This window comes from Embleya hyalina (assembly GCF_003967355.1).
Lineage (GTDB): Bacteria > Actinomycetota > Actinomycetes > Streptomycetales > Streptomycetaceae > Embleya > Embleya hyalina.
Window position 1 is genome coordinate 522,749 of sequence record NZ_BIFH01000013.1, and the last position, 15,044, is coordinate 537,792.

At 71.4% G+C, this 15,044-nt stretch carries 12 protein-coding genes; 8 read left to right on the forward strand and 4 right to left on the reverse strand.

Annotation, left to right across the window (positions count from 1 at the left end):
• Positions 1-11: 11 nt before the first annotated feature.
• Positions 12-1,424 carry a family 2B encapsulin nanocompartment shell protein gene (locus EMA17_RS02280; RefSeq protein WP_126635137.1) on the reverse strand — a complete coding sequence of 471 codons (1,413 nt, stop codon included), beginning with the start codon at positions 1,422-1,424 and terminating at the stop codon, positions 12-14.
• A gap of 732 nt (positions 1,425-2,156) precedes the next feature.
• Between EMA17_RS02280 and EMA17_RS02285 the strand changes: the two genes are divergently transcribed.
• The 3 genes from EMA17_RS02285 to EMA17_RS02295 all read left to right on the forward strand — a co-directional run bounded on the left by EMA17_RS02285 (position 2,157) and on the right by EMA17_RS02295 (position 5,333).
• Positions 2,157-3,614, forward strand: coding sequence for a family 2 encapsulin nanocompartment cargo protein terpene cyclase (locus EMA17_RS02285; protein ID WP_371862948.1), 1,458 nt, complete (start codon positions 2,157-2,159; stop codon positions 3,612-3,614).
• 17 nt (positions 3,615-3,631) lie between these two features.
• A complete protein-coding gene (locus tag EMA17_RS02290; RefSeq protein WP_246126391.1) occupies positions 3,632-4,507 on the forward strand; it encodes a geranyl diphosphate 2-C-methyltransferase in 876 nt (291 codons plus the stop codon).
• A gap of 229 nt (positions 4,508-4,736) precedes the next feature.
• Complete coding sequence (locus tag EMA17_RS02295; protein WP_126635138.1) at positions 4,737-5,333, forward strand: TetR/AcrR family transcriptional regulator; 597 nt, start codon at positions 4,737-4,739, stop codon at positions 5,331-5,333.
• 39 nt (positions 5,334-5,372) lie between these two features.
• Here the strand turns inward: EMA17_RS02295 and EMA17_RS02300 are convergent, their stop codons facing one another.
• The gene (locus tag EMA17_RS02300) at positions 5,373-6,101 is read right to left on the reverse strand and encodes a helix-turn-helix transcriptional regulator (protein ID WP_126635139.1); all 729 of its coding nucleotides are present in this window, start codon (positions 6,099-6,101) and stop codon (positions 5,373-5,375) included.
• Between the two features lie 223 nt (positions 6,102-6,324).
• Between EMA17_RS02300 and EMA17_RS02305 the strand changes: the two genes are divergently transcribed.
• The 3 genes from EMA17_RS02305 to EMA17_RS02315 are packed head-to-tail and all read left to right on the forward strand — an operon-like array spanning position 6,325 to position 10,558.
• A complete protein-coding gene (locus EMA17_RS02305) occupies positions 6,325-8,073 on the forward strand; it encodes an amidohydrolase (RefSeq protein WP_126635140.1) in 1,749 nt (582 codons plus the stop codon).
• On the forward strand, positions 8,070-9,383 hold the full coding sequence (locus EMA17_RS02310) for an ArgE/DapE family deacylase (protein WP_126635141.1): 1,314 nt from the start codon (positions 8,070-8,072) through the stop codon (positions 9,381-9,383). Before EMA17_RS02305 ends, EMA17_RS02310 begins: the two co-directional genes overlap by 4 nt.
• Positions 9,380-10,558, forward strand: coding sequence for a nitrilase-related carbon-nitrogen hydrolase (locus EMA17_RS02315; RefSeq protein WP_126635142.1), 1,179 nt, complete (start codon positions 9,380-9,382; stop codon positions 10,556-10,558). Before EMA17_RS02310 ends, EMA17_RS02315 begins: the two co-directional genes overlap by 4 nt.
• A gap of 461 nt (positions 10,559-11,019) precedes the next feature.
• Here the strand turns inward: EMA17_RS02315 and EMA17_RS02320 are convergent, their stop codons facing one another.
• Entirely contained in the window at positions 11,020-11,697 is a 678-nt protein-coding gene (locus EMA17_RS02320) for a TetR/AcrR family transcriptional regulator (protein WP_126635143.1), read from the reverse strand.
• 153 nt (positions 11,698-11,850) lie between these two features.
• On the opposite strand from EMA17_RS02320, the gene EMA17_RS02325 reads away from it, so the two are divergent.
• Positions 11,851-12,777: an NADP-dependent oxidoreductase gene (locus tag EMA17_RS02325; protein WP_170222085.1), complete on the forward strand. Its 927-nt coding sequence runs from the start codon at positions 11,851-11,853 to the stop codon at positions 12,775-12,777.
• A 776-nt stretch (positions 12,778-13,553) separates the two neighbouring features.
• Positions 13,554-14,363 (forward strand): helix-turn-helix domain-containing protein, encoded by an 810-nt coding sequence (locus EMA17_RS02330; protein ID WP_160161282.1) that lies wholly within the window; start codon positions 13,554-13,556, stop codon positions 14,361-14,363.
• A 38-nt stretch (positions 14,364-14,401) separates the two neighbouring features.
• On the opposite strand, the gene EMA17_RS02335 is transcribed toward EMA17_RS02330, so the two are convergent.
• Positions 14,402-14,971 carry a TetR/AcrR family transcriptional regulator gene (locus EMA17_RS02335; RefSeq protein ID WP_126635537.1) on the reverse strand — a complete coding sequence of 190 codons (570 nt, stop codon included), beginning with the start codon at positions 14,969-14,971 and terminating at the stop codon, positions 14,402-14,404.
• Between the last annotated feature and the right edge of the window lie 73 nt (positions 14,972-15,044).

The window sequence follows — 15,044 nt, forward strand, 5'->3', positions numbered from 1 at the left end:
CCCCGCCTCGGTCAACGGCGGTGACCGACCTCGACGTTCTCCAGGATGCCGAGCGCGTCCGGGACCAGGATCGCCGCCGAGTAGTAGGCGGTGACCAGGTACGAGATGATCGCCTGCTCGTCGATGCCCATGAAGCGCACCGACAGGCTCGGTTCGATCTCGTCGGGAATGCCCTCCTGCCGCAGGCCGACGACGCCCTGCTCGTCCTCGCCCGTACGCATGCAGAGGATCGACGTCGTGCGCTGCTCGGTGAGCGGGATCTTTCCGCACGGGAAGATCGGAACACCGCGCCACGCCGGAAGCCGGTGTCCGTTGAAGTCCACCGAGTCCGGGACCAGACCGCGCGCGTTGCACTCGCGCCCGAAGGCGGCGATCGCCTTCGGGTGCGCGAGGAAGAACTTGTTGCCGCGGCGGCGGGAGAGGAGTTCGTCCATGTCGTCGGGGCCGGGGGCGCCGTCGTAGGGCTGGATGCGCTGGCTGTGGTCGCAGTTGGCGAGCAGCCCGAACTCGCTGTTGTTGACCAGCTCGTACTCCTGGCGCTCGCGCAGCGCCTCCACGGTCAGGCGCAACTGCTGCTCGGTCTGGTCCATCGGCCCGTTGTAGAGGTCCGCGACCCGGCTGTGCACCTTGAGCACGGTCTGGGCGGCGGAGAGTTCGTATTCGCGCGGCGCGAGTTCGTAGTCCACGAAGGTGTGCGGGAGGACCGCCTCGCCGACGTGGCCGGCGATCAGATCGATCGCCGCCTCGCCGTACTTGTTGGTCCGCTGCTTCGGGATCCGCGCCACGCCGTCGAGATGGGCGCGCAGCGACTCGGCCCGCTCGGCGAGGTTCCGCACGTCGGCCAGGGTCAGTTCCAGCACCGTGCAGGCCGTGCTCGCCCGGAACGTGCTCGCCCAGGTCGGCTCCGCCGCGGTCAGACACTCGTCACCGAAGTACGCCCCGTCGGCCAGCGCGCCGAGAACCGTTTCACCGCCGTACGGCCCCGTCCCCACCCGGTCGACGCGCCCGTGCGCCAGCAGGAACACCCGCTCGACGGCCGTCCCGGCCTCGGCGAGCACCGCGCCCGCCGGGTATTCGCGCTGCTCGCAGCGCCGGGCCAGTTCCGTCAGCACGGCCTCGTCGGGGTAGTTCCGCAGCGCCGGCAGCTCACCGAGTTCGGCCGGGATCACCTCGACTCGGCCCGCGGTCTGCACGAAGGTGACCCGCCCGTCGCCCACCGCGTAGCTCAGGCGCCGGTTCACCCGGTACGTACCGCCCCGCACCTGCACCCACGGCAACATCCGCAGCAGCCACCGGGAGCTGATCTCCTGCATCTGCGGAACGGACTTGGTCGTCGTCGCCAGGTTCCGCGCCGCCGCGGTGTCAAGGCTCTGTTGTTCCCGTTCCCGATCCGCGGATGGCTGCGGATTTGCGTCGACCGACATGAAGAGCCTCTTCCTCCCGAGCTTGGAGCAGACGGGAACAGCCTGACAACAACGAGGGTGAATCTGCTACTACCCGAAAGAGTGAATGAGGCGCCCGAAGCACGGCAATGAAACCGAATTCGGCCGATCGGACACGCCGGCGCCATTCATGGGAGGAATTCGGCTTTCGCCCCGACGCGAAGCAGGAAAGCGGAATCCCTCGTCGCACTTCCGGATTGCCGCGCATCACCCGTTTTCCACCGGATCGAAACCGGCGGATCCCCGAAGACCGGCCGGGTTCGCCGGAGTGCCCACGCAGGCCCGATCGGCCGGGACGGAACCTGCTCGGAGACGCGAAAAACGCAGGTCATCCACTGTGTGCGCGCGGCAAACATGCGACCGGAAGTTCACTATATCGAATGACAATCGACCCCTCCTCCTCGCCGAATCGGGGAGTCGCCCTAACCTGTTCCCGGATGCGAAAAGGACGTCCTCCGAGGATCCTCCCTTTCGGCCCGCCGCAGACGAGAAGCACCTCCACAACCACATGGGCCCGACACCACGGGAGGCCCCACCGACCGGATACGGGAATTCGATCTCCGCCGTTTCCCGGACCACCGGTCGTGCATTCCCCTGCGCTCGGGGTCCGGCAATACGCGCCCGGATTCCGCGGATCCTGATTCCGCGGATCCTGCTTTCGACGAAACCGCTCCATCCGATCACCGCCCCATCCGATCACCCAAGGAGTCACGGATGCTCGATCACTCGCTCCATCCGGTGCCGACGCCGGGCCCACGGGCCGTGGCGGCGCCCGCCGCACTCCGCGACGCGCCCGAGGCCGACGGGTGCCGCGCGGACGAGGCGACGTGTGCGGAGGACTCCGTCCCGGAGGGGGGTGCCCCGCCCCCCGTGCCGCACGACGGTGTGCCCGAGGCGGTGCAAAAGGACGGCGCCCGGGGCGATCCGGACCCGGCGCGCGAGGTCCTGGCGCGGGTGCTGCGCGGCCCGAGCGGCCTCGGTACGTCCGCCCTGTACGCGGCGCGGCGCCCGGAATCGCCGGAGCCGCCCCGGGAAGGCCCCGCGTCCCACCACCCGGTGGCCGAGCCCGAAACGCCCGACGCCGGCACCCGGGACGTCGCGGCTCGCGAGGTATGGGAACGGGCGTTGCGCGGCCCGAGCGGCCTGGGTACGGCGGGCCTGCAACCGGCGCAGCGCGCACGGCCGGCGACGCCGTGCCGGGAGATTCCGGGCCTGTACTACCACCCGGTGGCCGAGCCGGACGAGGTGCGCGTGGCGGAGGTCAGCCGCCGGATCAAGGACTGGGCGGTGGACGAGGTCGCGCTGTTCCCGCCCGAGTGGGAGGACCAGTTCGACGGTTTCTCCCTGGGCAGGTACATGGTCGCGTGTCACCCCGACGCCCCCACGATCGAGCACCTGATGGTCGCCACCCGGCTGATGGCCGCGGAGAACGTGCTCGACGACTGCTACTGCGAGGACCACGGGGGCTCGCCGGTGGGTCTGGGCGGGCGCCTCCTCATGGCGCACACCGCCCTCGATCCGGTGCACACCACGCCGGAGTACCAGGGCTCCTGGGCGCAGTCGCTGCGGATCGACGCCCCGCGGCGGGCGTACCGCTCCGCCATGGACTACTTCCTCCGGCTCGCCGGCGCCTCCCGGGCCGACCGGTTCCGGCACGACATGGCCCGCCTGCATCTGGGCTACCTCGCCGAGGCCGCCTGGGCGCAGACGGAGTACGTGCCCGAGGTGTGGGAGTACCTGGCGATGCGGCAGTTCAACAACTTCCGCCCGTGCCCCACCATCACCGACACCGTCGGCGGTTACGAACTGCCCGCCGACCTGCACGCGCAGCCGGCCATGCAGCGCGTCATCGCCCTGGCCTCCAACGCCACCACCATCGTCAACGACCTGTACTCGTACACCAAGGAACTCGCCGCCCCGGGGCGGCACATGAACCTGCCCGTGGTGCTCGCCGAACGTGAGGGTCTCGACGAGCGCGGAGCCTTCCTCAAGGCCATCGAGGTGCACAACGACCTGATGCGCGCCTTCGAGGCCGAGGCCGCCGCGCTGGCCCTCGCCTGTCCCGTGCCCCAGGTGGCCCGCTTCCTGCGCGGGGTGGCGGTGTGGGTCGACGGCAACCACCACTGGCACCAGACCAACACCTACCGCTACGGCCTGCCCGATTTCTGGTAACCAAGAGGAGACCCATCGTGACCCAGACAGCCCAACCCGCCATCTCGGTGACCATCCCCGGCCCGGCGACGCCCTACCAGGGGGACATCGCCCGCTACTGGGATCACGAGGCGCGGCCGGTGAACCTGCGCCTCGGTGACGTGGACGGCCTCTACCACCACCACTACGGCATCGGGGCCGTCGACGACTCCGCGTTCGCCGGCTTCCAGGGCGGCGAACGCGAGACGAAGCTCATCGCCGAACTGCACCGGTTGGAGTCCGCGCAGGCCGACCTGCTCCTGGACCACCTCGGGCCGATCCGGCGCGACGCCCGCCTGGTGGACGCCGGTTGCGGTCGCGGCGGCTCCATGGTGATGGCCCATCACCGCTTCGGCTGCTCGGTCGAGGGTGTCACCCTCTCCGCCAAGCAGGCCGAGTTCGCCAACCGGCGCGCCCGCGAACTCGACATCGACGCCTCCGTGCGCGCCCATGTCTGCAACATGCTCGACATGCCCTTCGCGAGCGGACAGGCCCAGGCCTCGTGGAACAACGAGTCGAGCATGTACGTCGACCTGCACGACCTCTTCGCCGAACACGCCCGCATCCTCGCCCCCGGCGGCCGGTACGTGACCATCACCGGCTGCTGGAACCCCGTCTACGGGCAACCCTCCAAGTGGGTGTCCCAGATCAACGCCCACTTCGAGTGCAACATCCACTCGCGCCGCGAATACCTGCGGGCGATGGCCGACAACCGCTTCGTCCCGCAGGCCATCATCGACCTCACCCCCGCGACGCTGCCCTACTGGGAACTGCGTGCCACGTCCTCGCTCACCACGGGTATCGAGGATGCCTTCCTCAACTCCTACCGGAACGGCTCCTTCCAGTACCTCCTGATCGCAGCCGACCGCATCTGACCGCGTCCGACCGCCGGGCGGTGATCACCGCCCGGTTCCGGAACCGTTCGCACGCCGAACGCCGTTTTCGGGCACACCCGATCCGGGGGCGTACTCCGCTCGGCACCGCCGACGACTGACTCGTCCGACACGCCTCCTTGCCCGCCTCCTCTCCTGCCTCCTCGCGACGACCGTAGCAGCACTTTTCTCCGAATGGAGAAAACTTTGCCGAGGAACTAGGGTGGCCCCCATGTCCACTCCCGTCCGAGCACCCCGGTCGGCCGGCGGCGCGGCGCGGCGCGAGGCCCTTCTCGACGCCACCGTCCGCCTGCTCGCCCGGGACGGCGCCCGGGCGGTGACGCACCGCGCCGTGGCGGTCGAAGCGGGCACCACCCACGGGTCCGCCCGCTACTACTTCGGCACCCGTGAACAACTGCTCGACGAGGCCCTGCGCCGCCTCGCGGCCCAACAGATCGACGAGATCCGCACCGTGTTGCGACGGTCGGCCACCGCCGACCCGCGGGAGTTCGCCGCCCGGCTCGCCCGCTACACCGCGGACACCGTCGCCGGCGATCGGGACGCGAGCATCGCCCGGTTCGAGCTGTTCCTGGAGGTCGCCCGCCGACCCGAGCTGCGCCCCGCCCTGGAGGAGTGGGGGGCGGTACAACGCGAGGCCCTGGCCGCGCGGTTGGCGGCGGTGGGCGCGGCCGAGCCCGAGGCCGCCGCCGCCGACCTGCTCACCCTGCTCAACGGCCTCGTTCTCGAACAACTCGCCTCACCCGACGACGACTTCGAGGACACCCGCCTGCGCCCCGCGATCCTGCGCCACTGCGCCGGCCACGGATAGGCGGCGGGCCGGCGCGCGCCCTCGGCACCGCTCCCGTCGTCAGCGCCCCGCCCGATCCGCCGTCCCCGGCCGATCCCGCAACATGTGGGCCAGGAGCCGGCCCCGAGACCTCAGCCCCGTCTTGTCGAAGATGTGCTGAAGGTGACTCTTGACCGTCGGCACGCCGATCGACAACACCCGGCCGATCTCCGCGTTCGTGGCACCGTCGAGCAGCAGGGTGACGACCTCGACCTCGCGCGCGGTCAGTTCCCAGGCCGCCTCGGGGGCCGGATCGGCCGCCGGCTGCCGCCACGCCCCGAACGCGTACTCGACATAGGGGTGCGCCTTGCGCAGAAACCGCAGCTCGCGCGCGGTGAAATCGCCCTCGTGCGCGTCCCGCAACAGCGACACGCCCCCCACGAGCCGGCCTTCGTGGCGCAGGTACAACTCGGCCTCGTAGCGAATCCCGAGCGGACGCATGAAGTGCCGGTAGTAGTCCGACGCGTCGAACCGTTCCCCCAGGTCGAACACCGTCGCCAGCGGGGTGTCCGACGCGGCGAACCGCCTCGGATGGAACGGATCGAGCCGATGGAAGTGGCTCAGGTAGCCGACATTGCGCACCGGCGGGATGGCCCGGAAGACGTGGTCGACCGCGTTCAGGCCCGCGTCGACGGAGTAGAAGACCATCCCGGTCGCCGTGACGGATTCGGCCAGGAAGTCCATCGTCCGCGCCTTGAACTCGGTGACGCTTCGCGGGCCGACGGTGGAGCGTGTGCTGCCGGGATGCATGGGGCCGCCGCTTCGTCCGAAGGAAGGGTCGAGAAGAGATCGACCGGAGGAGGCCGACCGGAGGAGATCGACACGAGGAGGTCGAAGGGAGGCAGGTCGAACCTAACCGCGCCCGAACCGGGAGGTCAAGGTCGGGTGTCAACCGTTGGATCGATGTGCCCCGCCGCGTCCCCGCCTACCTTCACCCGATGACCGGACCCGCCGGTCGGAGCGGAGGCAGCGGATGGCCAGGACACTCATCACCGGTGGCAACGTACTGACCCTCGATCCGTCCGCGCCGGACGCCGAGGCGCTGGTGGTGGAAGCGGGGCGGGTGCTCGCCACCGGCGGCGCCCGCGACATGGCGAGCCTCGCGGGCCCGGGCGCGCGTACGATCGACGTCGCCGGGGCGACCGTGCTGCCCGGCCTGATCGACACCCACCCGCACGTGCTGCACTTCGGCGGCCTGGCGGCGGGCCTGGTCGACCTGACCGACGCCGTCGACCACGCCGACATCGTGGCCCGGATCCGCAAGCACGCGGCACACACGCCCGCAGGCGAGTGGATCATGTGCACGCCGGTCGGGGAACCGCACTACTTCGTCCGGCGCTCGTCGGCCGACCTCGCCGAACGGCGCCTGCCCGATCGGCACACCCTGGACGCGGCGACCGCCGACCATCCCGTGCTGATCCAGGCCTGGGCGCCGCGCATGCCGAACGTGGTGGCGTTCAACACCGCGGGACTGCGCGCCGTCGGGCTGAGCGCCTTCATCCCCGACCGTGTCTGCGACGTCGAGATCGACAAGGACGACAACGGCGAACTCACCGGCATCCTGCGCGGACCGGTCACCAACTACTACACGTACGACCCGTTCTGGTCCCAGATCCTGAGCAAGCTGCCCCCGCTCGACCCCGCCCGCGCCGTCCAGGGCACCCTCGACGAGATGGCCCGCTTCACCGCGCGCGGGGTGACCACGGTGTACGAGGGCCACGCGATGGAACCCGAACACATCGACGTGTACCGGTACCTGCGCGCCCAGGGGCTGCTCACCTTCCGCGTGCTGACCGCGCCCGACATCGAATCGGTCATCTTCACCCCGTTCGAGCCGCTGAGCACGGCCGACTTCGGGGCCCGCCTGGAACGGCTGACCGCGCAACCGGCCGAGCGGGAAGACGAGTTGTTGCGGGTCGACGGCATCACCATGAGTCCGGGCGGGCCGTGCTTCTCCGGCTTCTTCGCGACACACGAGCCGTACCCCGACCCGTTCGGGCGACCCACCCGCGGAGTTCGGTTCCTGTCCCTGGAGAAGGAGGAACTGTTCGTCCGGTTCTGCGCCGAGCGCGGCATCCGCGCGAACATGTGCCTGGGCGCCTTCCGCGAGCACGACGACTTCCTCGCGATCGCGGAACGTGTGGTTCGCGAACACGACTTCCGCGATCGGCGCTGGATCCTGCAACACGCGATCACCATCACCCCCGACCAGGTCCGCCGCTACCGCGCGCTCGGATTCCAGGTCACCACGTCGGTCGGCTTCGCGTGGGGCAAGGGCCGGATGTACGGGGAGCGTATGGGCGAGCACGTATGGCGCGATCTCGTCCCCCTGCGCCGACTGCTCGACGCGGGCCTGGACCTCGGCGGCGGCACCGACTGGGGGCCGAAGAACCCCTGGGAGCAGATCAAACTCGCCCAGACCCACGAGTTCGCCGGCTCCGGGCACCGCAACGCCGGTCCCGACCAGGTCCTCACCCGCGCCCAGGCACTGGAGATGTGGACCACCGGCGCGGCCCGGGTGCTGGACTGGCCGGACATCGGAGCACTGGTACCCGGTCACCACGCGGACATCGCGATCGTCGACCGCGACCCCTCGCGCTGCGACATCGACGACCTCGCGGACACCCGGGTGCTGCGCACCCTCCTCGGCGGACGCACCGTGCACGACAGCGGCGACCTCGCGGACGCCGGCGACGAACCCGAAACGGAGAACGGCCGATGACCGCACACGAGCAGGTGCTCACCCGAATCGACGGCCTGCGCGAGGAGTTGCTGGCCACCGTCGCCGCGGCCATCCGCATTCCGAGCGTTACGCCGACCTTCCCCGGCGAGGACTACGCCGACGCGGTGGGCGCCGAGGGCGCGGTCTCCCGCCTGTTGGCGGGCGTGTACGCCGACGTCGGTGCCGAGGTCGACGTGTTCGCGGTCGACCCCGGGCGGGACAACGCGGTCGGCGTGATCCGCGGTACCGGGGGCGGCCGTTCGTTGATCCTCAACGGCCACGTCGACGTCGTCCCGCCCGGCGACCCCGCCGCGTGGCGCTCCGGCGACCCGTTCGACGGGGCGATCGAGGACGGGTGGATCCACGGCCGCGGCTCGGCGGACATGAAGAGCGGCCTGGTCGCGCAGGCGTTCGCGGCCCGCGCGCTGCGCGAGGCCGGGGTGCGGCTGCGCGGCGACCTGATCCTCCAGGCCGTGGTCGGCGAGGAGAACCTCGAACACCACATGGGCACCTCGGCGGTGCTCGCGCGCGGCTACACCGCCGACGGTGCGATCGTGGCCGAACCCACGGGCGCCGCACGGCCGTTGACCGTGATGGCCGCGACCCCCGGCGTGCTGGTGATGCAGGTCGACGTGGTCGGCAAGAGCGCGCACTCGTCGATGCGCGGGCGCATGTTGCGCGGGCAGGGCACGCGGGACCCGATCGCGGTCAGCGCCATCGACCGGGGACTGGTGATCCACGAGGCCCTGCGGCGCCTCGAACACGACTGGGCGATCACCAAGTTCGACCCGCTCTTCGAACCCGGACAGTTCACCATCGCCCCCGGCGCCCTCGACGGCGGCGCCCGGCACTCCCGCAGCGGCGCCTTCATCCCGGACCAAATGAGCATGGTCTACGCGGTGTTCCACCCGCCGGCCGAGGAACAGGAAACGATCCGCGAGGAGATCGAGAGCCACATCGCGCACGTCGCCGCCACCGACCCCTGGCTGCGCGACAACCCGCCCGTGGTCACGTGGCAACTGTGCTATCCCGGCTCGCGCGTGGACCCGACCCATCCGCTGTGCAACGTCGTCGCCGGCGCGCGCGAACTGGCCGGGCACGACAGTCGATACGCGGCCCGGCCCGGCATCGAGGCGTTCCCCTCCGCGACCGACTCCACCTGGCTCTGCCGCGCGGGCATTCCGACCGTGGGCCTGGGTCCGGGCGAACTCGCCATGGCACACGCCTACGACGAACGTTGCGCGGTCGACGAGATCATCTGCGCGACCCGTACCTACGCGCTCGCGGCGATCGACTGGTGCGGCGCGTGAGCGGGCCCGAACCGGTCGCGCCGTACATGGCCGTCGGACTGTCGACCATCGTGCACGGCATCGGCGCCCGCCGGCACATCACCCGCAACCTCGACACGATCGAGGACGCCATCCACGCCGCGGTCTCGACCATCGGGATCAACATGCCGGTCAAGCTGATCGCGCTCGCCGAGGGCGCGCTCACCGGCTTCACCGACGAGATCTTCGACCTCCCGCACGTCCGGGCGGCCCGGGACCTGTTCATCGACATCCCCGGCCCCGAGACCGACCGCCTCGCCGCCCTCGCCCGCCACTACGGCACCTACCTCGTCGTCCAGTGCAAGGCCCGCTGGCCCGAGATCGTGCCCGATCGCTACTTCAACGTGCTGTTCGTGATCTCTCCCGACGGCGAGATCGTGCACCGCGCCGCCAAGAACCACGTCTGGTGCCGCGAGCGCTCGTGCACCCCGCACGACGTCTACGATCGCTGGGTCGAGGTGTTCGGCGACGGGATCGACGCCTTCTACCCGGTCCTGCGCACCCCGGACATCGGCAACATCGGCACGATCTGCTGCAGCGACGGCGAATACCCGGAGGCGGTACGGGCGTTGGCGCTGAACGGCGCCGAGGTGGTGTACCGCCCCAGCGAGGCGGTGCCGATGACCCAGGCCGGCCCCGACCCCGGCGGCACGTGGCTCCTGCAGAACCGGGCCCACGCGCACTTCAACTCCCTGTACATGGTCTGCCCGAACGTCGGCCCGGTGTACGTGACTCCCGACGCCCGGCACCCGTACGACATCGGCGGTGGGCACTCGCACATCGTCGACCACCTCGGCGCCGTGATCGGGCACACCGTCTCCGGCGCGAACAGCTTCGTCGCGGGCATCGTGGACATCGAGGCACTGCGCCGATTCCGGGTGATGAACCTCAACTCCAACTGGCTGAAGGACCTGCGCACCGAACTCTTCCGCCGGATGTACGACGACCCCGTGCACCCGGCCAATCTGTGGCTCGACCGGGATCCGACGGGCCATGCCGACGTGGACGAGATCTATCGCGCCAACATCGGCCGCCTGATCGATCGCGGCTCCTACACACCGCCCGCACACGCCTCCCCGGGCGCGCGGTACATCCCGCCGCCCGGTGACGACGACCCGGCGACGCTCCTGGACCGGTGGGCGGACCCGGACGGGTGAACGTCGGCCCGGTGAACCCCCGCCACCGGCCGTCCGTGTAGGTGACGGAGAGTCCGGGCCCCGCTGACCGTCGGAGCCCCGCCGGAATCGGGAGGGGATCGACGATGGCGACAACTTCCACGCGGCCGACCCGGGGCGCCCTGTTCGTGGCCGGGTCGACCGCCGCCCTGCTGTCCGCCGCCGCGCCGGCGATGGCGCGCGGGGCGGCGCCGTACTGCGGCGCGGGCAGGGGTCCGACAGCCGACATCGCGGTTCGAAGCGCGATCGAGGACGCCGAGGGTTCGGCGCGCACGGACGGCCGCTACTCCTGCGAACCGGCCGACGCGCCACAGGTCTTCGAGGTCTTCGACGACCCGTACCGCGGCCACGTGTTCTACGCGGGCGTGACGATGAACTGCGGTTGGGTTCCGTGCCGTGGGGCTTCCGCGCCGCACGGCACCCCCGCCCCGACCCCGCGGCCTTCAACCGCGCTCGGCCTTCCGGTAGAGGTCGTCCAAGTGGACTGGGGCGGGGGCGGGAAGGGGTGTGTCGGCCGACGGGTGGCAGGACTGGAGGAAGTAGGCGAGCAGGCGGCGGGACGCGGCGACGGAGGCCGCCGGGGAGTCGCGCAGGACGCCGTTGTTGGCCAGGAACAGGAGGGTGACGTCGCTGACGTCGAAGTCCCGGCGCAGTTGTCCGGCGTCCTTCGCCCGCTGTACCAGCCGGGCCAGGCCCGCCTCGGCGCGGACGCGTTCGCGCCGCAGGTCGGGCGCGTCGGGGGATTCGGCGAGGAACGCGGCGCTGAACCCCCGGTCCCGGGCCTGCATCATGCAGACCTCGGTGAGGGCCGTGCGCAGTCCGCGCCAGGGATCGTCGTCCCGAAGGGCCTCGTCGACGGCGGCGAGGCACCCGGCGAGTTGTTCGGAGAACGCGGCGGCGATCAGCGAGCCGCGGGTCGGGAAGTGCCGGTAGAGGGTGGCGGCGCCCACGCCCGCTCTGCGGGCGATCGCGCCGGCGGACACGTCGGTGCCGTCCAGGGCGTACGCCTCGCGGGCGGCTCGCAGGAGCCGGGCCCGGTTGTTCCGGGCGTCGGCCCTCCGGCTCGTGGCGGGGGTTTCGGAGGCGGTGGGAGAGGCGTTCCGAGACGGTCGGGAAGGCATGTCTCCCACTTAAGCACGAACGGAAGGGGTCGACCGTTCGGCGGGTTAGCGTGACGTGGTGCCGTGGTGTCGCGCGGCCGATCGTCGGCCGCGGAGGTGCGCGGCCGCGAACTCCCCCCCGCCGAACGACGGGCATGTGTACGGAGGTTGACCGTGTTTGCCGTGCGATATCACCGCTATGGCGGTTCCGAGGTTCTCGCCGTCGAGGAGGTCGAGGAGCCGCACGCGGGGCCCGGGCAGGTCCGCGTCGCGGTGCGGGCCACCGGTGTCACCCCGGCCGACTGGTACCTGCGTTCGGGCAGGCTGCGGGACTTCGTCCCCTCGGACTTCCCCCGGACGCCGGGCGTGGATGCGGCGGGAATCGTCGACGAGGTGGGGGAGGGGGTGATCGGCACCGCCGTGGGGGACGCGGTGTTCGGTCTCGTTCCCTTCGTGGATCAGGGCGGCGCCGCGGCCGAGTACGCCGTGCTGGAGGCATGGGCGCCCAAGCCGCGGTCGTGGTCCTTCGAGGAGGCGGGTGGTGCCGCGGGCAACATCGACACGGCCACGCGGGTACTGGTGGCGCTGGCCGCCGCCGAGGGCATGACCCTGCTGATCGAGGGCGCCGCCGGCGGCGTCGGCACCATCACGGCGCAGCTCGCCCGGGCCCGGGGCCTCACCGTGATCGGCACCGCGAGCGAGGGCAACCACGGCTTCCTGGAGGAGTTCGGCGTCGTACCGGTCGGCTACGGGGCGGGGTTGGCCGATCGGGTCGCCGCGCTGGCTCCGCGCGGGGTCGACGTGGTTCTGGACGCGGCCGGCAAGGGCTCTCTCGCCGACCTCGTTGCCATCGCCGGCGACCCGGATCGCGTGGTGACCATCGCGGACTTCGACGCCGATCGGCACGGTGTGCGGTTCTCCCGTTCCGAGGCGGGGGAGTCGCCGGGGTGGGCGGGACTGCCACTGGCGGCCGAGCTGGCCGATCGGGGCCGCCTCACCGTCCCGCTGCACGCGGTGTTCCCGCTGAAGGAGATCGCCACGGCGCACGACGTCAGCGCCCTCGGCCACGCACGCGGCAAGATCGTCGTCACGGTGCCCTGACGCCCGGCGGCGTGTTTTCGGGTGGGCGGCCCGTGGCGTCGTGGCTGCCCGCCTCCGTATCGGGCGCGGATGGGCCGCGCCGCCCGGTGCTTGCCCACCGGAGGCCCGGGGTGCGAGCGCGGCTCCGGGCCGAGGCATGGGTGGTGCCTCGGCCCGGGCAGCGGCCCCGCGGATCGGGCGCGGCGTCGCACGAGGTGGCGATCGTGTCCGCCGCAGGGTCGAGGACCCTGGCGCGTCCGAGGGCGTCGTGGTGTTCCCGAGTGGTCGCGAGCGCCGGTCCGGCCCCGTCGCGTCGCGTCGCGTCGCCGAGAGCGGATCGGCGGGGAGGCCGGACCGGCGACACGGGCGCGGGCGGCGCCCTCCCCCCGGTGCCGCCCTTCCCCCCGGTGCTGCCCGCCCCCCGTCGACGGGCAGCCCATCGATCGGCGCGGCGATGTCGGTACCCCTTCGTCCGTCCGCGGCCCGCCCCCGAGCCGATGCGCGGCCGGGGAGCCGGCGGTGCGGGATCGCCGCGCCCGAGTCCCAGGGTGGCGGGTCGGAGGGCGCGTGTATTGCACGAATACGTCACGGCGGGGCCGTGCCGCGTTCGGGCGGGCGGACGGTCCGATTCCGGGCTCGTCGGTGCGGTGACCGAAGCGATACCGTGTGTCGATATGCGAGAAGCCGGCCGACCGTCGGGGGAGAGGCGTCCCGAAGCCCGCGGTGGTACCAGCACGACGGGTGCCGTCGGCGCCGAGGCAGGCCCGACGGCGAACGGCGCGCAGGCGGGGGAGTTCGTGTCCCGACGGGCGGGTCCGGCACTGCGCGGACACGTCTTGGGCCTGCGTGGATTCCGCTTCCGAGCCCTCGGCACCAGGCACCGGTTGGTCGTGCCGGACGGCGTCGTCAGGTTGATGATCGGGTTCGGCGAACCGGTGCGGGTGGTCGACGCCATCGATCCGCGGCGTTTCGTGTCCGGCACCTCGATGGTCACCGGAGGCTGTACGAAGGCCGTGATCGGCGAGCACACCGGTGTCCTGACGGGCGTCACCGTGCTGTTGACGCCGCTCGCGGCCTACCGGATCTGCGCCCTCCCGATGGCCGAGTGGGTCGACCGCCCGCTGGACCCCGCGCACCTGTTCGGCACGCGAGGGCGGCACTTCGACGAACGCCTGGCCGAATGCCCCGACTGGCCCGGCCGTTTCGGGTTGATCGAGGAACTGCTCGCCGCCCGGCTCCGGGAGGGTCCGCTTGGTTGCCCCGAAGTCGTGGGCGCTTGGCGGGAGTTGGTGCGTGTGGACGGACGCGCGCGAGTGGACGATCTGGCCGACGCGGCCGGCTGGAGCGTACGGCGCCTGGAGCGGCGCTTCCGGGAGCAGGTCGGCACGTCGCCCAAGTCCATGGCCCAAGTCCTGCGCCTTCGCGCGGCGTTGCGACTGCAGGACGCGGGGCTGTCGTGGACGGAGGCGGCCACGGAGACCGGGTACCACGATCAGCCCCACTTCGTCCGCACCTTCAAGAGCCTGATCGGGTGTACGCCCGGCCGATTTCGGTCCGACCAGGAGGTGCGGCGAACCGTGGGCGAGGCGGGGTGGGTCGATTCGTGACCGGGTCGGTCGCGGGGGGTCGCCCGAGTGGCGGCGGGTCATGACAACAATCGGTCGACCAGCCCGTCGATGTAGTCCGGAGTGAGTGCGCCGATCCCCAACAGGACCCGGATGTACATCGGCGCCATGACGTGGTCGAGTACGTCGAGCGCGTCGGGTGGGTCTTCCCCGCGTTCGGCGGCACGGTCGAGCATCGACTGCAGTTGCCGGGAGCGCTCGGCGAGGAAGTCGTCGCGCGCCCGTAGGCCCTGTTCGTCCATGTCGGACAGCGCGATGGTCAGGCGCAGCACCGCCGGGCCGTCGGGGCCGGTGATTTCGCGGGCCACGTTGGCCGCGTAGGTGTGCAGGTCGCCGGACAGGCTTCCGGTGTCGGGCATCGGCGACCGTGCGGTGAGACGGGCGTTCGTCACGTCGGCGAGCAGGTTCTCCAGGTTGCCCCATCTGCGGTAGATGCTGGTGTCGGCCACGCCCGCGCGGGCCGCGATCTCGCCGACGGTGAAGCCGCTGTAGCCGCGTTCGCCGACCAGCTCCGTGACGGCCTGGTGTACCGCCGCGCGGACGCGGGCGCTGCGCCCGCCGGGCCGTCGGGCTCGTTGCGGTTCGTCCATCCGTGGCTCATCCATCCGCTCACCTTAACGCAGCTGTTTCTTGCTTTAGCGAGTGGGTTCGTTTTACAGTCCT